Annotated in this window: 21 protein-coding genes; 13 read left to right on the top strand and 8 right to left on the bottom strand. The window is 64.3% G+C overall.

The features are described 5' to 3' along the window. The first annotated feature begins 4 nt into the window (after nt 1-4). The 4 genes from K1X15_RS00875 (at nt 5) to K1X15_RS00860 (ending at nt 2,233) form a co-directional block, all read left to right on the top strand. Nucleotides 5-457, top strand: a complete 453-nt coding sequence (locus K1X15_RS00875) for a hypothetical protein (RefSeq protein ID WP_220305654.1) — start codon at nt 5-7, stop codon at nt 455-457. Between the two features lie 320 nt (nt 458-777). Then, on the top strand, nt 778-1,179 hold the full coding sequence (locus K1X15_RS00870; RefSeq protein ID WP_220305653.1) for an OsmC family protein: 402 nt from the start codon (nt 778-780) through the stop codon (nt 1,177-1,179). 267 nt (nt 1,180-1,446) lie between these two features. Next, a complete protein-coding gene (locus K1X15_RS00865; protein ID WP_220305652.1) occupies nt 1,447-1,893 on the top strand; it encodes a DUF1810 domain-containing protein in 447 nt (148 codons plus the stop codon). Between the two features lie 82 nt (nt 1,894-1,975). Next, nucleotides 1,976-2,233: a hypothetical protein gene (locus tag K1X15_RS00860; RefSeq protein WP_220305651.1), complete on the top strand. Its 258-nt coding sequence runs from the start codon at nt 1,976-1,978 to the stop codon at nt 2,231-2,233. A 170-nt stretch (nt 2,234-2,403) separates the two neighbouring features. Here the strand turns inward: K1X15_RS00860 and K1X15_RS00855 are convergent, their stop codons facing one another. The 5 genes from K1X15_RS00855 to pckA form a co-directional block, all read right to left on the bottom strand. Next, the gene (locus K1X15_RS00855) at nt 2,404-2,625 is read right to left on the bottom strand and encodes a hypothetical protein (protein ID WP_220305650.1); all 222 of its coding nucleotides are present in this window, start codon (nt 2,623-2,625) and stop codon (nt 2,404-2,406) included. Nucleotides 2,626-2,669: 44 nt separating this feature from the next. After that, a complete protein-coding gene (gene tsaE / locus K1X15_RS00850) occupies nt 2,670-3,110 on the bottom strand; it encodes a tRNA (adenosine(37)-N6)-threonylcarbamoyltransferase complex ATPase subunit type 1 TsaE (protein ID WP_220305649.1) in 441 nt (146 codons plus the stop codon). Between the two features lie 148 nt (nt 3,111-3,258). Next, nucleotides 3,259-5,727: a sensor histidine kinase gene (locus tag K1X15_RS00845; protein ID WP_220305648.1), complete on the bottom strand. Its 2,469-nt coding sequence runs from the start codon at nt 5,725-5,727 to the stop codon at nt 3,259-3,261. Nucleotides 5,728-6,046: 319 nt separating this feature from the next. After that, nucleotides 6,047-7,450, bottom strand: coding sequence for an adenosylhomocysteinase (ahcY, locus tag K1X15_RS00840; RefSeq protein ID WP_220305647.1), 1,404 nt, complete (start codon nt 7,448-7,450; stop codon nt 6,047-6,049). 199 nt (nt 7,451-7,649) lie between these two features. After that, complete coding sequence (pckA, locus tag K1X15_RS00835) at nt 7,650-9,242, bottom strand: phosphoenolpyruvate carboxykinase (ATP) (protein ID WP_220305646.1); 1,593 nt, start codon at nt 9,240-9,242, stop codon at nt 7,650-7,652. A 260-nt stretch (nt 9,243-9,502) separates the two neighbouring features. Here pckA and K1X15_RS00830 point away from each other — a divergent pair, with 260 nt between their 5' ends. The 6 genes from K1X15_RS00830 (at nt 9,503) to K1X15_RS00805 (ending at nt 13,950) form a co-directional block, all read left to right on the top strand. Then, the gene (locus tag K1X15_RS00830) at nt 9,503-10,219 is read left to right on the top strand and encodes a response regulator transcription factor (protein ID WP_220305645.1); all 717 of its coding nucleotides are present in this window, start codon (nt 9,503-9,505) and stop codon (nt 10,217-10,219) included. Nucleotides 10,220-10,227: 8 nt separating this feature from the next. Continuing rightward, entirely contained in the window at nt 10,228-12,015 is a 1,788-nt protein-coding gene (locus K1X15_RS00825) for a sensor histidine kinase (protein ID WP_240549607.1), read from the top strand. 10 nt (nt 12,016-12,025) lie between these two features. Then, entirely contained in the window at nt 12,026-12,493 is a 468-nt protein-coding gene (locus K1X15_RS00820; RefSeq protein ID WP_220305644.1) for an HPr kinase/phosphorylase, read from the top strand. A 142-nt stretch (nt 12,494-12,635) separates the two neighbouring features. Next, on the top strand, nt 12,636-13,034 hold the full coding sequence (locus K1X15_RS00815) for a PTS sugar transporter subunit IIA (protein ID WP_220305643.1): 399 nt from the start codon (nt 12,636-12,638) through the stop codon (nt 13,032-13,034). 4 nt (nt 13,035-13,038) lie between these two features. Beyond that, nucleotides 13,039-13,338, top strand: a complete 300-nt coding sequence (locus K1X15_RS00810; protein ID WP_220305642.1) for an HPr family phosphocarrier protein — start codon at nt 13,039-13,041, stop codon at nt 13,336-13,338. A gap of 99 nt (nt 13,339-13,437) precedes the next feature. Then, on the top strand, nt 13,438-13,950 hold the full coding sequence (locus tag K1X15_RS00805) for a DUF2937 family protein (RefSeq protein WP_220305641.1): 513 nt from the start codon (nt 13,438-13,440) through the stop codon (nt 13,948-13,950). A gap of 350 nt (nt 13,951-14,300) precedes the next feature. On the opposite strand, the gene K1X15_RS00800 is transcribed toward K1X15_RS00805, so the two are convergent. Both K1X15_RS00800 and K1X15_RS00795 read right to left on the bottom strand, forming a co-directional pair. Beyond that, the gene (locus tag K1X15_RS00800) at nt 14,301-15,194 is read right to left on the bottom strand and encodes a cell wall hydrolase (RefSeq protein ID WP_220305640.1); all 894 of its coding nucleotides are present in this window, start codon (nt 15,192-15,194) and stop codon (nt 14,301-14,303) included. Between the two features lie 341 nt (nt 15,195-15,535). Beyond that, complete coding sequence (locus K1X15_RS00795) at nt 15,536-16,231, bottom strand: HAD family hydrolase (protein WP_220305639.1); 696 nt, start codon at nt 16,229-16,231, stop codon at nt 15,536-15,538. A 102-nt stretch (nt 16,232-16,333) separates the two neighbouring features. Between K1X15_RS00795 and K1X15_RS00790 the strand changes: the two genes are divergently transcribed. Both K1X15_RS00790 and K1X15_RS00785 read left to right on the top strand, forming a co-directional pair. Beyond that, complete coding sequence (locus K1X15_RS00790) at nt 16,334-17,743, top strand: protein adenylyltransferase SelO (protein WP_220305638.1); 1,410 nt, start codon at nt 16,334-16,336, stop codon at nt 17,741-17,743. 16 nt (nt 17,744-17,759) lie between these two features. Beyond that, nucleotides 17,760-18,314 (top strand): gamma carbonic anhydrase family protein, encoded by a 555-nt coding sequence (locus K1X15_RS00785; RefSeq protein ID WP_220305637.1) that lies wholly within the window; start codon nt 17,760-17,762, stop codon nt 18,312-18,314. A 156-nt stretch (nt 18,315-18,470) separates the two neighbouring features. Here K1X15_RS00785 and K1X15_RS00780 read toward each other — a convergent pair whose 3' ends face one another. After that, the gene (locus tag K1X15_RS00780; protein WP_220305636.1) at nt 18,471-19,883 is read right to left on the bottom strand and encodes a helix-turn-helix domain-containing protein; all 1,413 of its coding nucleotides are present in this window, start codon (nt 19,881-19,883) and stop codon (nt 18,471-18,473) included. A 125-nt stretch (nt 19,884-20,008) separates the two neighbouring features. Here K1X15_RS00780 and K1X15_RS00775 point away from each other — a divergent pair, with 125 nt between their 5' ends. Further along, nucleotides 20,009-21,541, top strand: coding sequence for an acyl-CoA carboxylase subunit beta (locus K1X15_RS00775; protein ID WP_220305635.1), 1,533 nt, complete (start codon nt 20,009-20,011; stop codon nt 21,539-21,541). Nucleotides 21,542-21,543: the final 2 nt, after the last annotated feature.

Genomic DNA, 21,543 nt, shown 5'->3' with positions numbered 1-21,543 from the left:
AACATTGAGCAATCTAGCAGCCTTTGCAAGCCTTCTACAGCTAGGTTTTGGCATCGGCATTGGCCTTTCTGTGTTCCGATCTCCACTTACACTACGAGCGACTAGTCTTGGCAAGAGACTGGATGCTGAACTGTCCATTATCAAGGACAGCCACTCGACCAAGGCGAACGAGCTTAGAGGGAAGCTTTCATCAGCCAAGCTACTTTATCATGATGCGATGCGAGAGATGGAAAGATCCTACGTACCGCTAATGGGCGCAGTGCTGATTGGAGCTCTGGCCAATATGTCTGGCTTGATACTGGCATCTCTGTATCCGGACGTGGTCGTAAATGAATCTCTTTCTGGAGTACTTCTGTTTATATCGACTGGATATTACTTGTTTGTCGCGCTGGTAATTGAAATATACACTCGCTATCGCATGCGAGCAGTGTACTCAGCACTGGCCGGGATTTTATAGTCGCGAGCGAAGCGACGTACGATCTTCTGCCGCGCCCTTCCTCCCGTCCGCATCCGCGTGTCGATCTATGCCTCACCGCTTGCGGGGGAGGGGGACCACGCCATGCGTGGTGGAGGGGGGGGCCGCGCGTTCGGGCCTTCCAACATGTCGACGCGCCGCGGCATCGCGCGCCTTGCTCCCCTCTCCACCGCCTCCCGGCGGTCCCCCTCTCCCGCGGGCGGGAGAGGAAAGGCAGGGGTTATCCTTGCTTTGCGCTCGATCAAGCCCGGTCCTCCGGCATGGGCTAGAGTGCTGTCACACCTTGGGGAGCCATCATCACCATGTTGCACTATGCCATCACCGCCCGCCGGGTCGACGCGACCGGCAGTGTCGCTGGCGCCCGGGATGCCGAGGTGGTGCTCGACACGTCGCTGGCCGGGCGCGAGGACGCGCTCAACCCGGTGGAGCTGCTGCTGGCGGGGCTGGCCGCCTGCATGATCAAGGGGGTGGAGCGCGCCGCGCCGCTGCTGCATTTCGATTTCGCCGGCGTCGAGGTGCGCCTCGAAGCCGAGCGGCAGGACAGCCCGCCCATGATCACCGCCATCACCTATGAGCTGATCGTGGACAGCCCGGAACCCGACAGACGGCTGGAGCTGCTGCACACCAATGTGCGCAGATATGGCACCATTTCCAACACGCTGGCGGCATCGACCAGCCTCAGCGGCACGATCAGGCGCGCCTGACCAAGCAGCCGCAGCCAGAGACACCTCAAGTTGGGCCCGGCCGGAGAGCGCAGGAGGGGAAGAACCATCCCCGCCGCAGACTCTTCCGCCATGGGGCCGTATCGAGCGCGCTGCTCCCCTCTCCACCGCCTTTCGGCGGTCCCCCTCTCCCGCGGGCGGGAGAGGACAGACGGGGGCCCGTCCCGTCGCCTTACGGCGGGTTGGCATGTCCGCAATTCCGGCTAGACTGGGTTTTGGGGCATCGAGAGCAAACGGGAGGCTGCAACGATGACCGACAATCATGGCGCCATGATCGCCAAATTCCTCACCGCGCAGGACCAGGTCTATCCCGCGGCGCTGCATGAATTGCGGGCCGGGCGGAAACAGACGCACTGGATGTGGTTCATCTTTCCCCAGCTCGCCGGGCTGGGGCGGAGTGAGACCGCGCGGGTCTATGCGCTCGATGACCTCGAAGAGGCGCGGGCCTTTGCGGAGCATCCGATATTGGGGGCGCGGCTCAATGAATGCACCGAGGCGGTATTGCTGCATGCGCCCGACGGGGTGGCGCCGCGCGATCTCCACGCCATCTTCGGCTCCCCCGACGACCTCAAATTCATCTCCTCGATGACGCTGTTTGCCCGCGCCCTGCCCGAGCACCGGCTGTTCCGCGCCGCGCTCAGCGCCTTTCACGGCGGGCATGAGGACGAGAGGACGGTGGCGCTACTCAAGACGTGAACGGCTGGCCGATCACGATGGGCAACTCCGCGGGAGGCGCGCCCGTTGCAGCATGAGTGCAATGCACAAGGAGGACGCTCCCATGCAACAGAGCAATCACGAGACCCGCGGCACCGAAAAGACCGGCCAGGGCCCGCGCACCCGCGAGCAGCAGAAGGCCATTATCGAAGGCCGCGAAAAGACCAAGGGCGCTGCGGTCGACCCGCATGAGGCGCCGATCAGCGAGAAGCGCGAGGCGGCGACCCCACCGCCCAAATTCTATGACAATTCCACCGGCGACCGGACCATCAAGCGCGGCAATACCCAGGAGGACGAGCACCACAAGAGGCGGGTCGAATAGTCGAACCCGCCCGGCTTGTTTCAGCGCTGACTGGCCCTGTTCCGTGCAGGGCCTTTTTCGCTGGTCCTAGAGCAAGTCCCGTTTTGATTGAATCAGAACGGGAGCTCTATTTCTTTGTTTTGTCACGCATTCGAACCGCAAAAGTGGTGTCCACTTTTGCTGAAAGCGCTCTAGCCCGGCAGCGGCGGGTCCGGATCGGGCTCGACATCGTCGGGAAAGGGATCCTGTTCGGGCGGAAAATCGGGGCCCCGGCCGGGAATGTCCTCGCCGGGCACGGGTGGCTCATATTCGCCCGGCCGTGTCGGCTGCGGGCCAAGAGGCGGCACCGGGGGCGGCACGCCATCATCGGGCAGAGCGGGATCGGGCTGGATGGGCGGCATCTGCATCGGCATGAGCGGGTCTCCTTGTGCTGAGGGACCAACCCGGCGGTGGCAGATCAGTTCCGTTGCACCGAGACATGGCGCCCGGCCCCACCCGGCGGAATGGCGAGGCTGACGGTCACCGTCACCGCCGCAACCACAGACGGCGCCCGCTCGGCCCATTCGACCAGCACGATGGCCTCGGGGTCGTCGAGCAGGCCCAGCTCCTCCACCTCCGCGGCGTCGGCGAGGCGGTAGAGATCGGCATGCAGCACCGGGCCGCGCGGAGTGTCATAGGGCTGGAGAATGGCGAAGGTCGGCGAGGGCACTTCCAGCGCCGGATCGCCGGAGAGGGCGCGCAGGATGGCGCGGGCCATGGCCGTCTTGCCGGCGCCAAGATCGCCCTCGAGGCTGACGATATCCCCGGGCCTCAGGGTCGTGGCAAGCTCGGCGCCGAAACGGGCGGTGGCGTCATCATCGGGGAGGAAGGTATCGCGCAACAATCGTGTCGGCTCCATCGCCTCCCTCCCCCTTGTGGGGAGGGAATGAGGGTGGGGGTGTCGGAACAAGGACCTACGCCGAACCCGGCATGCGGGCAAGCGTCGACACCCCCTCCCCGGCCCTCCCCTCAAGGGGGAGGGGGCGAAAGGCTCATGGCCCGGCGCCCTATTCCGCCACGCCCGCCAGGGCGCTGTCGAGGGGCAGGTTGACGATGATGCGGCTGCCCTTGGGTTCCCGCTTTTCGGCCGAAATGGTGCCGCCATGCATGTTGACGAAGGTGCGCACGATAGAGAGGCCCAGGCCCGCGCCGCGCTGGCGGCCGCCCGAGGCGGGCGTATCGAGGCGGGTGAGGATGGCCGATTTCATCTCGTCGGTAATGCCGGGCCCCTCATCCTCGATGACGAAGAGCATGCGGTCGCCGCGATGGCTGGCCGAGAGGCGGATTTCACCGCCCGGGGGCGAGAAGCGCGCGGCATTGGAGAGGAGATTGTAGAGCACCTGCACGATGCGGGTGCCGTCGGCGACAAAGGCGGGCAGGTCCGGCTCGAGATCGACCACCAGATGCGGCGCCTCGCCCGAAACTTCGGGGAAGGTGGCGGTAATGCCGGCGCGGGCCTTGTCGACCAGGGCCGCCACATCGAGCGGCTCGGGATTGAGCTCGGCGATGCCGGCATCGACCGAGGCGAGGTCGAGAATATTGTCGATCAGCACGCCCAGCGTCACCGAGGAGGCGCGGATATAGTCGATATATTCGCGCTGCCGCTCGTTGAGGCTGCCGCTTTCCATGCCCGAGAGCAGGTCGGCAAAGCCGATGATATTGGTCAGCGGCGAGCGCAGTTCGTAGGAGACGTTTTCCACGAACGCGTCCTTGAGGCGGTCGGCGGCCACCAGGGCGTCGTTGCGTTCCTTGAGCACCTTGGAATAGCCGGCGCTTTCGGTGACATCGAGGAAGGTCATCATGGTCTGCCCGTCGGGCAGGCGGGTGATGGCATAGTCGATCAGGCGCCCGTCGGAGCGGTTGATGCGGCCGGTGCGGTCGGTCCGGGTGGGATTGAGATCGATGATGGTGCGCTTGAGATCGCGCCAGATCGAGGCGCCGTCCTCGGGAATGGCCCGGCCGCTGGCGTCGGCCAGCTGGTCGATATGGGGATTGGTGCCCAGTTCGTTCATCGGCAGCTTCCAGAGCTTGGAGAGCTGCGGATTGGAGAGCGTCAGCCGCCCATTGGTGCCGAAGACCGCCACGGCCTCGTTGAGCGCCTTGATGGTTTCGCGCAGCACATTGGTGAAGGCCTTGTTGGTGCTTTCGAGCTCGAGGCGCTCGGTCATGTCCTCGAAGACATAGATGACGCCGCCATTGGGGCCGGCCGGCGCCGAGATCACCTTGATGGTGCGGCCATCGGGCAGGTGCCAGGGATCGGCCTCATGGGGGGCCTTGCGGTCGTAGCTCTCGAGGTGCCGGGCCCGCCAAGTGTGGTAGTCGACCTGGTTGGGCAGCATGCCGTCGGTCCGGAGCTTGTCGAGGATGGCGCGCTCGTCAAGACCGGGGGTCAGGAACTTGCGGTCGAAGTTCCACAGATTGGCATAGGCGGCGTTGAACTGGGTCAGCTCGCGCCGGGCATTGAAGATGGCAATGGGCGTGCCGAGCGCGTCGATAATGCCGCCGATATGGGCCAGGCCCATGTCGCTCGGCGGGGCCAGGCGATCCAGTTCGGCCGCGGCCAGGGGGCGCAGATAGCCGGCGCGACCGCCGGGCACGGGGAATTCCACCAGCTCGAAGCGCCCATGGGACGCAAATTCGAGAGGCCGGACCACCGGTTCGGCGCTGTCATGGCAGGACTTGAGATGCGCGGCCAGGCTCGTGGCATCGAGCAGTTCGGCGGGATGGGACTGGCTGCAGGTCTTGCCCAGGCTCTTAGCCAGCGCCAGATAGGCGGGATTGGCATAGACCAGGCGGTCCTCGTCATCGCGCAGGAAAGCGGGCTTGCTGAGAAGCCCCAGAATGGCGCGGGCGCTTTCCCAGTCGCCGCCCTGGGCCTCGGCCGTCAGCACCAGGCCTTCATTGGGCTGGCTGAAGGCGGGACGCAGGCGCAGCGCCACGGCGCCACCCATGACCCAGCCATTGGCGCGGACCAGGCGGCCATCGAGGGTATCGAGGCTGGTGGCAAAGGCGTGGCCATGCATGCGCAGGTCCTCGACCAGTGCATTGAGGCGATTGGTCTCGGCGGCGCCAAGCCAGGAGTGAAAATTGAGCACGCTTTGCGGCTGGCGCCCGGGCGGCAGCACGGCGGCGGCCTGGCCGAGAATGCGCGGACCGCCATGGGCCTGCCAGAGCACGGTCAGTTCGCGGCTGCCGGCGATGAGGTTCTCATATTCATCGACCAGTGCGCGCAATTCGGCGATCTGCTCGGCGGCGCGACGGCGCGCGGCGCGGCTGTCGGTGATGAGGGTGCGAACCAGGGCCATGGACAGAAGGGCGAAGCCGCCCGCCCCGATGGCAACTGCGAATGGGGCGATGCCGCCCAGATTTGCCGGAACAAGACCCTGTGCCAAGGCGGGAACAGCCGAGATCAGGGTGAGGGGAGCAGCACATAATGCTGCGAATCCCAATTGTTTCCGGAAATGATCCGGCGTCATACCAGCCCTCTTTCGCTCTTGATTGCGATGCCAACCCGGCCAGGAAGACCGGTACGCCCCAACTTCAAACAGGCTGCTGACGCAGAGCCGAAAAGCGGCTCCAGCTGCCCCCAGAATCGGTTCGCGTGTCCCCCCGCAACCCGAATCACCAAGACCATAGCGGGCAGGGGAATCACGAAAAAGAGTCTTGATGGCTGTGCGTTGCGGGCAAAGGGCAAGGAAAGCGCTTGACCCCAGAACGAAACAGAAACCTTTAAAAAGCGTAAAGCCCGGGACATTGCCCCGGGCTTTTTTCGTCTCGAATTGCCAGCAGGTCGGCTTAGTAGCGGTATTCCGCCGACTTGAACGGGCCTTCCTGCGGCACGCCGATATAGTCGGCCTGCACCTTGCTCAGCTTGGTGAGCTTGGCGCCGAGCTTGGCCAGGTGCAGCTCGGCAACCTTTTCGTCGAGATGCTTGGGCAGGACGTGCACCTTCTTTTCGATCTTGTCGCCATTGGTCCAGAGCTCGATCTGCGCCAGGGTCTGGTTCGAGAAGGAGGCCGACATCACAAAGCTGGGGTGGCCGGTGGCATTGCCCAGATTCACGAGGCGGCCTTCCGAGAGCAGGATCAGGCGCTTGCCATTGGGCTGCTCGATCATGTCGACCTGCGGCTTCACATTGGTCCACTTGAAATTGCGCAGGCCCAGCACGTCGATCTCGTTGTCGAAATGGCCGATATTGCAGACGATGGCCATGTCCTTGAGATTGCGCATGTCATCGACCATGAGCACGTCGCGATTGCCGGTGGCGGTGACGACGATGTCGGCGCGATGGGCGGCCTCGGCCAGGGTGACGACCTCAAAACCTTCCATGGCAGCCTGCAGCGCGCAGATCGGGTCGACTTCGGTGACCAGCACGCGGGCGCCGGCGCCGCGCAGCGATTCCGCCGAGCCCTTGCCCACATCGCCATAGCCACAGACGATGGCGACCTTGCCGGCCAGCATGACGTCGGTGCCGCGACGGATCGCATCGACCAGCGATTCACGGGTGCCATACTTGTTGTCGAACTTGGACTTGGTGACCGAGTCGTTGACGTTGATGGCCGGGAAGGGCAGCTCGCCGCGGGCATGGAGCTGATAGAGGCGCATGACGCCCGTGGTGGTTTCTTCCGACACGCCTTTGATGGCAGCGCGAATAGTCGAATAGAAATTGGGCGACTTGGCCAGGCGCTTCTTGATGGTGGCGAAGAAGATTTCCTCTTCCTCATTGCCGGGCTTGTCGAGAATGGACGGGTCCTTCTCGGCCTTGGCGCCGGTCAACACGAGCATGGTGGCGTCGCCGCCATCGTCGAGGATCATGTTGGGCGTGCCACCATCGCCCCATTCCATCATGCGGTCGGTGAATTCCCAGTATTCTTCCAAGGTCTCGCCCTTATGGGCAAAGACCGGGATGCCGGCGGCAGCAATGGCGGCGGCCGCATGGTCCTGGGTCGAGAAGATATTGCAGCTCACCCAGCGCACATCGGCGCCCAGGGCCACCAGCGTCTCGATGAGGACGGCGGTCTGGATGGTCATGTGCAGCGAGCCGGCGATGCGCGCGCCCTTGAGGGGCTGGGCCGCAGCATATTCCTCGCGGATGGCCATCAGGCCCGGCATCTCGATTTCGGCGATATTGATTTCCTTGCGGCCGTAATCGGCCAGGGAAATGTCCTTGACCGCGTAGTCGGTCGGGCTCTTGGTCATGGGTCGGGCTCCGGCAGGATTGGTTTCGTTGCCCTCCCTATACGGGAGCGGGTGTTACCGATCAATGACGGACATAAAGATTTGTTTATATCTCCTGACCGGCCTTATGGAGCAAATCGCGCCAGCGGCGCGATTTGCGGTCAGAAGGCCACGAGACTGCACGGGGTGGCGGCGATGGGATGGCCGGAAAGGCCGGTTGCTATTCCGCCGCCATCTGCAGCCGCGGCCCTGCCTCGGCATCGGCGTCCGGCCCGAACTTGTCAAAGTTCTTGCGGAACAGCGCAACGAGCTTGGTGGCCTGGGCGTCATAGGCATCGCCATCGGCCCAGCATTGACGCGGGTCGAGCAAACGATCCTCGACGCCCGGCACGCTCATGGGCACCTCGAAGCCGAACAGCGGATCAAAGCGCATGTCGACCAGATCCAGTTCTCCATCCAGCGCGGCGCTCAGCAGCCGCCGGGTCGAGACGATGTCGATGCGCTTGCCGGTGCCGTAGGCGCCGCCAATCCAGCCGGTATTGAGCAGCCAGGCCTGCGCGCCGCTCGTGCGGAGCCGCTCGGCCAGCATCCGGCCATAGACGGTGGGGTGTAGCGGCATGAAGGGCGCGCCAAAGCAGGCCGAGAAGGTCGCCTGCGGCTCGGTGACGCCGCGCTCGGTGCCGGCGACCTTGGCCGTGTAGCCCGAGAGGAAGTGGTAGACCGCCTGTTCGGGCGACAGACGCGCCAGTGGCGGCAGTACGCCAAAGGCGTCGGCGGTAAGAAATACCACGGTTTTCGGCGTGCCCCCGACACTGCCCCGAGCGATCGAGGGCAGAACATCGATGGGATAGGCGGCGCGGGTGTTCTCGGTCAGCGACACGTCCTCGAAGACAGGCAGGTTGTCGCTGTCGAGCACGACATTTTCGAGCACCGTGCCAAAGCGGCGGGTGGCGGCGAAGATTTCCGGCTCGGCCTTTTCCGCGAGGTTGACGGTCTTGGCATAGCAACCGCCCTCGAGATTGAAGACGCCGTTCTGGCTCCAGCCATGCTCGTCATCGCCGATCAGCGGCCGGTTCGGGTCATTGCTGAGCGTGGTCTTGCCGGTACCCGACAGGCCGAAGAACAAGGCGGCCTCGCCCTCGGGCCCGAGATTGGCCGAGCAGTGCATGGGCAACACACCCTGGTCGGGCGCGTGGAAGTTGAAGAGCGAGAACACGCTCTTCTTGATTTCCCCGGCATAGCGCGTCCCGGCGATCAGCACGATGTTGCGGCTCATGTCGAGGGCGATCACCGTTTCGGTGCGGCAGCCATGGCGGGCCGGATCGGCCTGGAACAGCGGCGCGTGGATGATGGTGACCGGCACGGCCTTGTCCGAGACCGCAATGCCGTCGTCGCGGCGGATCAGCAGGTTGCGGATGAACAGGGCGTGCCAGGCGCTGGGCGTCAGCACCGTCACGTCGTATTGGTATTGGGGGTCCGCGCCGGCCAGCAGGTCCTGCCGGAAGAGCGCCTGTCCGGCCAGATGCTGCGCGATGTCGGCGAGCAGGACGTCGAATTTCTCGGGAGCCATGGCGCCCGAATTGTCCCACCACACCTTTGCGTCGGTGAGGCTGTCGCGCACGATGAACTTGTCCTTGGGCGAGCGACCGGTGAAGGCTCCGGTTTCCACGACAAGCGCACCATGGGCGCTCAGTGTCGCCCCGCCCTGGCCCATGGCCGCCGCAACCAGTGCGGGGACAATGGCGTTGTTGCTCAGCGACACGGCAGCATCCGCAATTCGGGTTCTGAGACTGTTATGATCGAACGCCGGCATGGCTTAGCTCTCCACTCTGCCGCCCGAACAAGCGGCGGCCTAATGGGGCTGAAAATAGAGGTGGAGACGCTTGCCCAACCATCCCGAAATCGGTCGTACGACGGAAGTCTCATCGGCACGAAATACATGCCGACACTGGCGCAACCGGGGTGCGCGCCTTATTTAATACGTAATTGTCGCCTGCAAAGTCGCTCAAACGGCGCGCCCGCACTGCCGGTCCGTCACATGAAGGCTTAGCGTCACGAGAAGAAAGGCAGAACATGCCCAAGATCGCCCTGGTGGATGACGACCGCAATATCCTCACCTCCGTTTCGCTCACCCTCGAAGCGGAAGGGTATCAGGTCGCCACCTATACCGATGGCGCTTCCGGCCTTGAGGGCCTGACGACCGACAAGCCGGACCTGGCCATTCTCGACATCAAGATGCCCCGCATGGATGGCATGGAGCTGCTGCGTCGCCTCAGGCAGAAATCGGATGTGCCGGTGATCTTCCTCACCTCCAAGGACGAGGAAATCGACGAATTGTTCGGCCTCAAGATGGGGGCCGATGACTTCATCACCAAGCCGTTCAGCCAGCGCCTGCTGGTCGAGCGCGTCAAGGCCATCCTGCGCCGCTCCGCCCCGCGCGATGCGTCGGGTACCGGGGGCGGCGGGGCCGAGCCGGCGCCGAGCAAGGCACTGATCGAGCGCGGCAATCTGGTGATGGACGAGGAGCGTCATACCTGCACCTGGAAGGGGCAGCGCGTGACCCTGACCGTCACCGAGTTCCTGATCCTACAGGCGCTGGCGCTGCGGCCCGGCGTCGTCAAGTCGCGCAATGCGCTGATGGACGCGGCCTATGACGACCAGGTCTATGTCGATGATCGCACCATCGACAGCCACATCAAGCGCCTGCGCAAGAAGTTCAAGGCGACCGATGACGATTTCGAGATGATCGAGACGCTCTATGGCGTCGGTTATCGCTTCAAGGAGCAGTAAGGACCTTCGTGGCCACGCTCGACCCGCACGCTGAGGAAACGGGGTCCCGCACGGACCCCGCCTCGGCCGAGAACGCGCATCGTTCCGGCCGGCGGGGCTGGCGTCTGCTGCTGATGCCGGTGTTCAAACTCTTCGACGCGGTCCGGCGCTTCATCGACTTCACCATCTTTTCCAGCCTGACCCGCCGCATCGTCGTGCTCAACATGGCGGGACTGCTGGTGCTGGTGGTCGGCATTCTCTATCTCAATCAATGGCGCGCCGGGCTGATCGATGCGCGCGTGCAGTCCCTGCGGGTGCAGGGCGAGATCATCTCGGCCGCCATCGCCGCCTCGGCCACGGTGGACAGCGACATCATCTCCATCGACCCCGACCGGCTGCTCGATGCGCAGGCGGGCACCATCTCGCCCTTTTCCTATTACGATCCGACGCTGGAATTCCCGATCAATCCGGAGCGGGTGGCGCCGCTTCTGCGCAATCTCATCACGCCCACCCGCACCCGGGCGCGCATCTATGATGGGCAGGGCCTGCTGATCCTGGACAGCGAAAACATCTATGCGCGCGGCGAAGTGCTGCGCCAGGCCATCGTCACCTCCAAGACCAGCCATTTCTTTCTCCTGGACTGGTTGAACGCCCTGTTCTCCTGGGCGCCGGGCGGCAATTACCCGACCTATCAGGAATACCAGGCCGACGAGGGCACCCGTTACCCCGAGGTCGCCTCGGCCCTGCAGGGCGCACCGGCCGATTTCGTGCGCGTCGATGCGCAGAACCAGCTGGTGGTTTCCGTGGCCGTGCCGGTGCAGCGCCTGCGCGCCATTGTGGGAGCGATCCTCCTGTCCACCGAGCCGGGCGATATCGATTCGGTGGTGGCGCAGGAGCGCTGGAGCATCCTGCGCATCGCCATGATCGCCGCTGGCGTTCAGGTGGTGCTCTCACTGCTCCTGGCGGGCACCATTGCCGGGCCGATGCGGCGCCTGTCGGCGGCGGCCGAGCGGGTGCAGACGGCCGGCGACGCACGGGCCGAAATTCCCGATCTCAGCGACCGGCCTGACGAGATCGGGCACCTGTCCGGCGCGCTGAGACGCATGACCGATGCGCTCTACAACCGTATCGAGGCCATCGAGCGCTTCGCGGCCGATGTCGCCCATGAGCTCAAGAACCCGCTGACCTCGCTGCGCTCCGCCGTCGAAACCCTGCCGCTGGCCAAGAAGCCGGAGGATCGCGAGCGCCTGACCAATATCATCCAACACGATGTGCGGCGGCTCGATCGCCTGATTACCGACATTTCCAGCGCCAGCCGGCTCGATGCCGAACTGGCCCGCGAAAGTGCGGAGCGCGTCGATGTCGAAAAGCTGGCCGAGGCGATGGTGGCCATCCAGAAGGATGTCGCCGCCGGGCGCGATGTCACCGTGGTCATGGGCAAGCGGACCGGGCGCGGCTCCACACTGGTCAATGGCCATGAGAGCCGGCTGGCCCAGGTCTTTGCCAATCTGGTGGACAATGCAGTCTCGTTCTCGCCACCGGGCGGCACGGTGACGGTCGCCATCTCCACCGAGGGCGAGGCCATCACCGTCACGGTGACCGATGAGGGCCCCGGCATTACCGGCGATGTCAGCCGCATCTTCCAGCGCTTCTATACCGACCGCCCGGAAGCCGAGAGCTTCGGCAATCATTCGGGGCTGGGGCTGTCAATCTCCAAGCAGATCGTGGATGCCCACAAGGGCCGCATCCGCGCCCAGAACCGCACCGACCGTTCCGGCGCGATTTTTACAATTGTGCTGCCAAGGGCCCGCAAATAGACTCACGGCCATGAACAAGCCAGTCAATGTGCATGGGACGGGTCTCGTCCTGGGTGAAACCGGCGTGCTCTTGCGTGGCCCTTCGGGGGCCGGCAAGTCGGTACTTGCCATGGCGCTGCTCGATCGCTGGGACGTGCGGGGGCACCCGGCCTTTCTGGTGGCGGATGATCGAATCGACATTGCCGACGAGGGCGACCGGCTCATCATGCTGGCGCCGCCGCAACTGGCAGGGCTCATCGAGCTGCGTGGCCGCGGGATCGTGTCGCGGCCGCACCGGGAATGGGCCAGGCTCGATCTGGTCATCGACCTGGTGCCCGAAATGACCCGCATGATCGAGGAAGAGGAATTGCAGACAGACCTGCACGGCCACGTCCTGCCGCGCGCCCCGGTGCCGCAAACCGGGGTTGTCAGCCTCGGGCATCAGATTCTCCTCGTGGTCGAAGCGGTGAACGCAAGCGTTCAACATCCCAAGACGTGACAAATTATCCCTTGCAACGATTTTCGATGGAGACAAGACTGTGCCCCGCTTGGCCGCCGGCACCCTGCAGCGGCCCGGGCGGGGGGCTTGAGAGCCGTCGCGACGTTTCATTCCGGCTGCGGCGGCCGTCTGGGGAAAGTGCATGATCGGATTGGTTCTGGTGACCCACGGCGCGCTGGCCGATGAGTTCAAGCTGGCGATGGAGCATGTGGTTGGTCCACAGGAATATGTCGAGACCATCGCCATTGGCCCGGAAGACAATGCCGAAAGCCGGCGCGACGACATCCTCAAGGCGCTCGACCGCGCCGATAGTGGCGATGGTGTCATCATCCTGACCGACATGTTCGGCGGCACGCCCTCCAACCTCGCCATCTCGGTGATGCAGAACCGCAAGGTCGAGGTGATTGCCGGGGTCAACCTGCCCATGCTGGTCAAGCTCGGTCGCATTCGCGGCGAGATGAGCATGGAAGATGCGGTGGCCATGGCCCAGGAAGCGGGCCGCAAATATATCACCGTCGCCAATTCGATCCTGGGTAGCTGACACCATGGATGCCGGCCGCGCCCTCGCGCAGCAATTGACGATCGTCAACCGCAAGGGTCTTCACGCCAGGGCCTCGGCGCGGTTCGTGCGCACGGCCGAATGCTTCGACGCGACCATTGCCGTGATCAAGGACGGCACCTCGGTGGCCGGCAATTCGATCATGGGCCTGATGATGCTCGGGGCCGGCCCCGGCTCGACCATCCTGGTGCAAGCCACCGGCAAGCAGGCGCGCGAAGCGCTCGAGGCCATAGTTGAACTGGTCAATAACGGTTTTGACGAGGATGTGGACGGCGCCGAGGCGTGAGCGGCCGACGAGCAGCCATCGCAGCGGAACCCGCCACTTTTTCTTACCGTTTGGTCTGACAATACTCATCTCTGTCGGGGACGAGGAGAGGCAGGTTTGTTGCGACGCTTGATAGCCGGAACCGGAGGGGTCGCGCTGGCCGTGGTCCTCAGCCAGTTTCCCGAATATGCCCAGCAATATACCCAGCGGCTGGGTGGCGCGGTCGATGAACTGCGCGTCATCACCGCCGATTTCGACCGTGCCGCGGCCGAAGGCGGCCTGGACCGGCAGGCGGCGCTTGATCGCTATAATGCCTCCAATGACGATTTCCTGGCCGGGCGCGGCATGTCGATGACTGCCACCTTCCAGCGTTATGAAATGTTGAGCAGCACGCTGGCGCAGATCGAAGGCGCGGGGCCGGTGGAACGGCTGCAATCGCTGCCTGCGTTTCTCGATACCGATATCGGGCGCCGGACGCTGGAAGCCTATAAACCGGCCGTCCCGGTCACCATGGAAGGCATCTTCTATGCGGGCGGCGGCTTCATCCTGGGCTATTTCGTCCTCTCCGCCCTTGTGCGGTTCGTCGCCCTGCCCTTCCGGCGGCGGAACAGGGTGCGGGTGACACGGGCCTAGCGGGCCCGTGGCCACTCCGCTGCAGTCCTCGGGCTTGACCTGAGGACCTACTCCACATCCACCGCGCTGCGAGTGAGCCCCGGATCAGGCCCGAGGGGAACGCTGCGTTTTGGGGCGGCCATGCCATTCGAGCTGCCACTCAACCATAGGTCTCGTGGCCTCCTTCCCTCTGGTCACGCCACCGGCGTGCCCAGCCCTTCGGGACGGGGCGGAGTCTCAAGGCCTGCTCGCCTAAAATCTCCCCACTGGGGAGATTTTGCCTTCGGTACGGCCTGCCTTTCGAGCATAGCTCTCAAGGCCTGCTCGCCTAAAATCTCCCCACTGGGGAGATTTTGCCTTCGGCACGGCTCTCAGTTCGGGGCGTAGAAGATGTGGCTGTCGACGGCAGCGACACGGCTGAAGGTATTGGCCCAGGACGGGCGCACGGCCGTGGTGTGATAGTAGAGCGCCGAGCCGGGCAGCGCGCCGATATCCTCGCCCTGGGCGAATTCGGCATAGACGGTCTTGGCCAGATCCTGGGACCGGGCCCAGGCGCGGCGCTCGCCGGGCGTGTCGTCGCGGCCATCGCAGGCAAAGGTGAACTGGCAGCGATAGCGGCCCTTTTCGGCATTCTGGTAGACGACGCCGCAGAGCGAGCCGGGGAATTTGGACGAACGGGCGCGATTGACGATGACATTGGCAACCGCGAGCTGGCCGAGTGCCGTCTCGCCGCGGGCCTCGTGATAGATCGCCTGCGCCAGGCATTCACGCTCGGAATTGGCCACGGTGACGCGCTTGGCCGTGGGCTGGTAGCCCGATTGCACATAGGAGGCCAGGAGGTCGCTGGTGACCGATGGCAGCGGACGCGGTGTCGGCTGGGTGAAGCTGTCGATGGCGGAAAGGGCGGTATTGCTGCCGCCAAACGACCCACGGCTGATATAGCCCATGAGCAGATCATTGGTCAGTTCGGGCTGCGGGCCGGCCAGGGTGACATCCACCGAACGCAGTTCCTGCTGGCGCTTGACGTAGTTGGCGAGGAGCGCCGCCGTCAGCGGCTGCTGGCCGGGTGCCAGCGGCATGGCGGTGGCGCCAAGGGCGGGCTGATGGCGCAGTGCCACGACGTCGGCGGGAACGGGTTCGGGCAGGGCAATGGCAGTCTGGGCATGGGCAGGCGACAGCGTCACGAACAGAACGAGTGCGGCAGCACTCAAGGCCAGCACGGGCGAAAGGGCGCGCGCGAGTTTCTGCTGCCAGCCAGAGTTCAATGCCTAGTCCTTACCCCTGGGCCCATCCAGTGCTTCCGGTGGGCCTTCTGTTCCAGGGTCCGCCTCGCGGAGGGCCCCTGCACTTCCCGGGTGGCACACTAGCCAAGGCCGCGCCGGGATGGAAGTCGAAATTTACGGCTGGTTAACCATAGCCATTAGCGACTTAAGGCAGAGTTAACGCGCCCCAAGACCCAGGAAAACCCTAGAAATTTCCTCGGTTTGGACGTGCTGAACCGCGCCTTACCCGGTTCGACAAAGCTTTAACGATCTGGTGGAATGGTTAATCGTGATCGCCGGGGGAAGGTCAAAGCCGACCAAGGCTGGCGCCCCCGGCCATGCGATCAGTCGCTGTCGAAGGCCGCCAGGTGCACATGAACCAGGCTTTCCATGATGAATACACCCAGGGCATGGATGTCGTCATTGGGACCCACCAGGTCGGGCACCATGATGGTCTGCATGCCCGCGGCATGGGCCGCGCGGACGCCCGAATGGCTGTCCTCGAGTGCCAGGCACCGGGTCGGGTCAATGCCGAGCCGTTCGGCGGCGAGCAGGTAGGGCTCGGGGTGGGGCTTGGGATTGACCACGTCGTCTCGCGTCACCACGGTGTCGAACAGGTCGAGCAGGCCGGCTGCCTGCAAATGGTGCGCGGCATGGGGACTGCGCGAGGAGGTCGCGACCGCCGTGGGAATGCCGCGGGCCCGGAGTTCGGTGATGAACTCGAATGCGCCCGCCTTGACCGGCACCCCGCCATGACTGCGCTCGCGCATGATCACCCGGCACTTCTCGTCGAACAGGGAATAGGGGAAGGCCACGCCATAGGCTTCGAGCAGCAGTTGGTTGGTGCGCTCGTGGCTGGAGCCGACCATGGAGCGGTGCACGTCATGGGTCATCTCGAAGCCCAGTTCGGTGCAGACGTCAAAGACGATGTCGCGGAAGACGGCTTCGGTGTCGAGCAGGGTACCGTCCATATCGAAGATGGCGGCGTCGAAGGGCGCCAGGCGAATGGCGGCAGGAGCGGCAAGCGGTGCAGGTGTCATCCGTGGTTCTATAGGCCGATTTGACGACAATCGCCAGACAGGCCCGCGCAGGTCGGGGTTGCAGCGCGACGAACGAATTGCGCTCTGCTAGCGTTGCCCACCATGACCCAGTTCCAGCCCGCCATCACCCACCAGACCCTCGGCAGCGATTTTGTCGATGAGGTCGACCCGGCCGATTTCCCCAAGGCTGTACTGCGCCATCGTGACTGGCGCTGGGCCGAGCGGATCGGACTGGGCGGGCTCAGCGACGATGACTGGGTCGCGCATTTTGGGCGTTTCACCCCCCTGCCCGGCTCGCTGCCCCGGCCGCTGGCACTGCGCTATCACGGCCATCAGTTCCGCAGCTACAATCCCGAACTGGGGGATGGGCGCGGGTTTCTCTTTGCGCAATGCATTGACCCGGTGGATGGACGCCTGCTCGACCTTGGCACCAAGGGCTCGGGCAAGACCCCCTGGTCGCGCGGCGGCGATGGACGCCTGACGCTCAAGGGTGGGGTGCGCGAGGTGCTGGCCACCGAAATGCTCGAAGCGCTGGGAGTCTATACCTCGAAGAGCTTTTGCCTTGTCGAGACCGGTGAACAGCTCTGGCGCGGCGACGAACCATCACCCACCCGCTCATCTGTGCTGACACGGTTGAGCCACAGCCATATCCGCATCGGCACCTTCCAGCGCCTGGCCTATCTCGAAGACACCGACAACCTCGGCAAGCTGCTCGATTATTGCATCGCCCAATATTATCCCGCCCTCGCCGACGCAGAGGACCGGGCCGTCGCCTTTCTCGAGACGGTGGTGGCCAATGTCGCGCGGCTGGGCGCGCAATGGACTGCCGCCGGCTTTGTGCATGGCGTGCTCAACACCGACAATATCAACATTACCGGCGAGAGCTTCGACTATGGGCCATGGCGCTTCCTGCCCCATTACGACCCCGATTTTACCGCCGCCTATTTCGACGAGACCGGCCTTTACAGCTTCGGCCGACAGCCGGACACGCTGGCCTGGAACCTGACCCGTCTGGCCGAATGCCTGCTGCCGCTCTCGAGCATCGAAAAGCTGGAGCCGGCCCTCAACAGTGTCTGGCCGGTGTTTCGCGCAGAACTGCCAAGGCAGATGCTGCGGCGGCTGGGGCTCAAGCCGCGCGATGTCCAGCAGGATGGTGCCTTCGTGACCACGCTGTTCGGCTTCCTCTCGGAGAGCCAGGCACCCTATGAGCAATTCTTCTTCGACTGGCGCGGCGGGGCGCTGAGCGCCGGGCGTGCCGCGAACAGCCCGTCCGCGGCGCTCTATGCCGGCGAAGCGTTCCGCCCGGTGGCCGACCTGATGGAAGGCTTCGGCCCCAGCGACGACGTCAATCTCGACCACCCCTATTTTGCCCGCGAACGGCCCCGCACCATGCTGATCGACGAGGTCGAGGCGATCTGGGCGGCGATCGCCGAGCGCGACGACTGGAGCCTGTTCGAAAACACGCTTTCCGAAATCGCCCAGATGCGCGATGCATACGGCATCACGCCATAAGCGCCAGGAGGACAGCATGCCCGTTTACGCACTCGATGGCATCGCGCCGCGGATCGACGAGAATGTCGGCTGGATCGCCCCGACCGCCGTCCTTGTCGGCGATGTCGTGGTGGGCCCGGAAGCCGGCATCTGGTTTGGCGTGGTGGCGCGGGGCGATATCGAGACCATCACCATCGGCGCCCGCTCCAATGTGCAGGAGAACTGCGTCCTGCATACCGATAGGGGCTTTCCCCTGACCATCGGGGCCAATGTCACTATTGGCCACGCAGCGATCGTGCATGGCTGCAGTATTGGCGACAATACGCTGATCGGCATGGGCGCGACGGTGCTCAACGGCGCGGTGATCGGGAAGAATTGCCTGATCGGCGCCAATGCGCTGGTGACCGAGGGCAAGGTGATCCCGAACAATTCCCTGGTCATGGGCGCGCCGGCGAAAGTGGTGCGGGAAATTGATGCCGAGGGTGAGGCTGGTCTCGCCGCCTCGGCGGACCGCTATGTGAGCAATGCCAAGCGTTTTGCGGCTGGGATGAAGCCGGTTGCCGGACATGGGATCGAGTTCGATCCGGCGTGAGGCGATCACCCCACCCTAGCTGCGCCAGGACGCTCCGCGTCCGGCTGCGCTACTCTCCCCATCTAGGGGAGGGAGTGATAAACATTGGCATCTCGGCCCTGCACCTCCCTCCCCTTGAGGGGAAGGGATCGAGGGTGGAGTGACCGGCTAGCACCCTCATCCGATCTCATAGGGCACGACGCTGCGCCGATCGGCCGGTACGGAAATCCCGGCGGCCAGCGGTGGCACCGCGCGTTGCGGGCAATTGCGGCGTTCGCAGATGCGGCAGGAGATGCCGATGGGCTCGAAGGGCGCGCCATTGAGGTCGAGATCGTCGGCATAGACCAGCCGCCCGGCATGGCTGATTTCGCAACCCAGGGCGTAAGCATAACGCCGCGTGGTGCCGCGATAGCCGCCCATGCGCTTTTCGGCGCTCCAGGCGAGACAGAGATAGCGATTGCCATCGGGCGTTTCGGCTAATTGCCTTATGATCTGCCCATGCGCCTCGAAGGCGCGATGCACGTTCCACAAGGGGCAGGCGCCGCCGAAGCGGGCAAATTGCAGCGCCGTGGCCGAATGGCGCTTGGTGATGGTGCCGGCGGCATCAACCCGCGCAAAGAAGAACGGCACGCCCTTTTCGCGAGGCCTTTGCATGGTCGAGAGGCGATGCGCCACCTGTTCGAGGCTGGCCCCGAAGACCCGCGCCAGTTCCTCGATGTCGAAGCGATAGGCATCAGCGGCCTTCAGGAACGCGCCATAGGGCATGTGCAGCGCCCCGGCGAAGTAGTTCGCCAGCCCCATGCGGGCGATGGCGCGCGCTTCGGCCGCCTTGAAGCTGGCGCCATCGAGCAGCGTGTCGAGAAGCGTTGCCTGTTCCAGCCCGCACAGGACCGTGGCGATCTGGAAGAACTGGCTTGAGGTGTCGAGATGGGCGTTGACCCAGAGCGTCCGGTTGGGCCGGTCGAACTCGACAAGCTGGTCACCACTGGCCGGGGGGCTCAAGACCACGCGGATCGCATGGGTCTCGGCGCAATAGTCGATCAGGTGCCGCAGCCGGTCGGGGCCGAACTCGCCCAGTTCCGTGGCCAAGGCTTCGGCGGCGCGGTCGAGTGGGTCGATATAATTGTCGGCATAGTGGAAGAAGTCGCGCACTTCCTCATAGGCGGTCTGGACGCTCGATTGCGGATCGCGCGCCAGCGCCGCATCCATGCCTGCCAGTTTCTCGTTGGTCTTGCGATAGGCCTCGTAGAGCGCCAGCACCGCCCGGGCCATGTCGGGGGCGTTGGATGCCACTGATTTCAGCTCCTGCAGGTTCGGCACCGCCTCGCCAAAGACCGGATCGGCCAGCGCCTCGCGCAGGTCGACCACCAGCCGGTCCGACGCATCAGTGGCCAAGCTGGCCAGGTCGAGATCGAAGCTGTCGGCCAAAGCCAGCATGACCGAGGCGGTCAGCGGCCGCTGATTGGATTCGATCTGATTGACATAGGAGGGGGAAATCTCGAGCCGCGCCGCCAGTTCGGCCTGGGTGAGCTTGTGCTGCGCCCTGAGCGCCCGCAGCCGGGCGCCGGCAAAGACCTTTCTGGGGGCCATATTCACAACTCCACAAATTTACCGAGTGCGCGCTGTGTGTTTGTAGCAGACTTGCCCTTTCCTGTCTTGGGCGCGATGGATCAAGGCGATAAGGTCGCCTCTGGACGACAAGCGGGAGGCTTTTGATGCAGGACATTCTGGATGCCCTTGAACAGAAGCGCGCTGAAGCGCGACTGGGCGGCGGGCAAAGGCGCATCGACACCCAGCATGGCAAGGGCAAGCTGACGGCGCGCGAGCGGCTCGACGTGCTGCTCGATCCCGGAAGCTTCGAAGAATACGACATGTTCGTCACCCATCGAGCGACCGATTTCGGCATGGCCGACACCATCATTCCCGGCGATGGCGTGGTGACCGGCTGGGGCACCATTGAAGGGCGCCTCGTCTATGTGTTCAGCCAGGACTTCACCGTCTTTGGCGGGTCGCTGAGCGAAACCCACGCCAAGAAGATCTGCAAGATCATGGACCTGGCCATGCAGAATGGTGCGCCGGTGATCGGGCTCAACGATAGTGGTGGCGCGCGCATCCAGGAGGGCGTGGCGTCGCTCGGCGGCTATGCCGATGTGTTCTGGCGCAATGTGCAGGCCTCGGGCGCCATCCCGCAGATCTCGGTCATCATGGGGCCCTGCGCCGGTGGCGCGGTCTATTCGCCCGCCATGACCGACTTCATCTATATGGTCGAGGACACGAGCTACATGTTCGTGACCGGGCCGGATGTGGTGAAAACCGTCACCAACGAAACGGTGACCCAGGAAGAACTGGGCGGCGCCTCGACCCACACCAAAATCTCCTCGGTCGCCGACGCGGCCTTCGAAAACGACATCGAGACGCTGCTCGAAGTGCGAAGGCTCTTTTCCTATTTGCCGCTGGCCGCCGGGCAAAAGCCGCCGCGCCTGGTGACGCACGACCCGATCGACCGGCGCGATGACAAGCTCGACACCATCATTCCGGCCAGCGCCAACACGCCCTATGACATGCGCGAGGTGATCACCACGGTGGCCGATGAGGGCGATTTCCTCGAAATCCAGAGGAACCATGCCGGCAATATCCTCTGCGGCTTCATCCGGCTCGATGGGCATACGGTGGGCGTGGTGGCCAACCAGCCCTTGGTGCTGGCGGGTTGCCTCGACATCAATGCCTCCAAGAAGGCCGCGCGCTTCATCCGCTTCTGCGACAGTTTTGAAATCCCGATCCTGACCTTTGTCGACGTACCCGGCTTCCTGCCCGGCGTGGCGCAGGAATATGGCGGCATCATCAAGCATGGCGCCAAGCTCCTGTTCGCCTATTCCGAGGCCACCGTGCCGCTGGTCACCGTTATCACGCGCAAGGCCTATGGCGGCGCCTATGACGTGATGGCGTCCAAACACATCAAGGCCGACGTCAACTATGCCTGGCCAAGCGCGGAGATTGCGGTGATGGGGGCCAAGGGCGCGACGGAGATCCTCTATCGCTCAGAACTCTCTGACAAGGAGAAGATCGCCCAGCGCACGGCGGACTATGAAGCCCGCTTCGCCAATCCCTTCGTCGCCGCCGAACGCGGTTTCATCGACGACGTCATCATGCCGCACGGCACACGCCGCCGGGTGATCCGGGCTTTTTCGACGCTGCGCCACAAGACTGCGCAGGGTCCGAAGAAGAAGCACGACAATATTCCGTTGTGAGG

It is taken from the genome of Devosia salina, assembly GCF_019504385.1.
GTDB classification, from domain to species: domain Bacteria; phylum Pseudomonadota; class Alphaproteobacteria; order Rhizobiales; family Devosiaceae; genus Devosia; species Devosia salina.
This window is presented reverse-complemented; position numbering and strand designations above follow the sequence as displayed.

Bases quoted from the DNA above. Each gene is read 5' to 3' on its own strand.
- K1X15_RS00845 (WP_220305648.1), bottom strand. From the start codon at position 5,727: ATGACGCCGGATCATTTCCGGAAACAATTGGGATTCGCAGCATTATGT.
- K1X15_RS00855 (WP_220305650.1), bottom strand. From the start codon at position 2,625: ATGCCGATGCAGATGCCGCCCATCCAGCCCGATCCCGCTCTGCCCGAT.
- K1X15_RS00780 (WP_220305636.1), bottom strand. From the start codon at position 19,883: ATGGCCCCCAGAAAGGTCTTTGCCGGCGCCCGGCTGCGGGCGCTCAGG.
- K1X15_RS00775 (WP_220305635.1), top strand. From the start codon at position 20,009: ATGCAGGACATTCTGGATGCCCTTGAACAGAAGCGCGCTGAAGCGCGA.
- tsaE (WP_220305649.1), bottom strand. From the start codon at position 3,110: ATGGAGCCGACACGATTGTTGCGCGATACCTTCCTCCCCGATGATGAC.
- K1X15_RS00815 (WP_220305643.1), top strand. From the start codon at position 12,636: ATGATCGGATTGGTTCTGGTGACCCACGGCGCGCTGGCCGATGAGTTC.
- K1X15_RS00810 (WP_220305642.1), top strand. From the start codon at position 13,039: ATGGATGCCGGCCGCGCCCTCGCGCAGCAATTGACGATCGTCAACCGC.
- K1X15_RS00830 (WP_220305645.1), top strand. From the start codon at position 9,503: ATGCCCAAGATCGCCCTGGTGGATGACGACCGCAATATCCTCACCTCC.
- K1X15_RS00865 (WP_220305652.1), top strand. From the start codon at position 1,447: ATGACCGACAATCATGGCGCCATGATCGCCAAATTCCTCACCGCGCAG.
- K1X15_RS00870 (WP_220305653.1), top strand. From the start codon at position 778: ATGTTGCACTATGCCATCACCGCCCGCCGGGTCGACGCGACCGGCAGT.
- ahcY (WP_220305647.1), bottom strand. From the start codon at position 7,450: ATGACCAAGAGCCCGACCGACTACGCGGTCAAGGACATTTCCCTGGCC.
- K1X15_RS00860 (WP_220305651.1), top strand. From the start codon at position 1,976: ATGCAACAGAGCAATCACGAGACCCGCGGCACCGAAAAGACCGGCCAG.
- pckA (WP_220305646.1), bottom strand. From the start codon at position 9,242: ATGCCGGCGTTCGATCATAACAGTCTCAGAACCCGAATTGCGGATGCT.
- K1X15_RS00820 (WP_220305644.1), top strand. From the start codon at position 12,026: ATGAACAAGCCAGTCAATGTGCATGGGACGGGTCTCGTCCTGGGTGAA.
- K1X15_RS00785 (WP_220305637.1), top strand. From the start codon at position 17,760: ATGCCCGTTTACGCACTCGATGGCATCGCGCCGCGGATCGACGAGAAT.
- K1X15_RS00790 (WP_220305638.1), top strand. From the start codon at position 16,334: ATGACCCAGTTCCAGCCCGCCATCACCCACCAGACCCTCGGCAGCGAT.
- K1X15_RS00795 (WP_220305639.1), bottom strand. From the start codon at position 16,231: ATGACACCTGCACCGCTTGCCGCTCCTGCCGCCATTCGCCTGGCGCCC.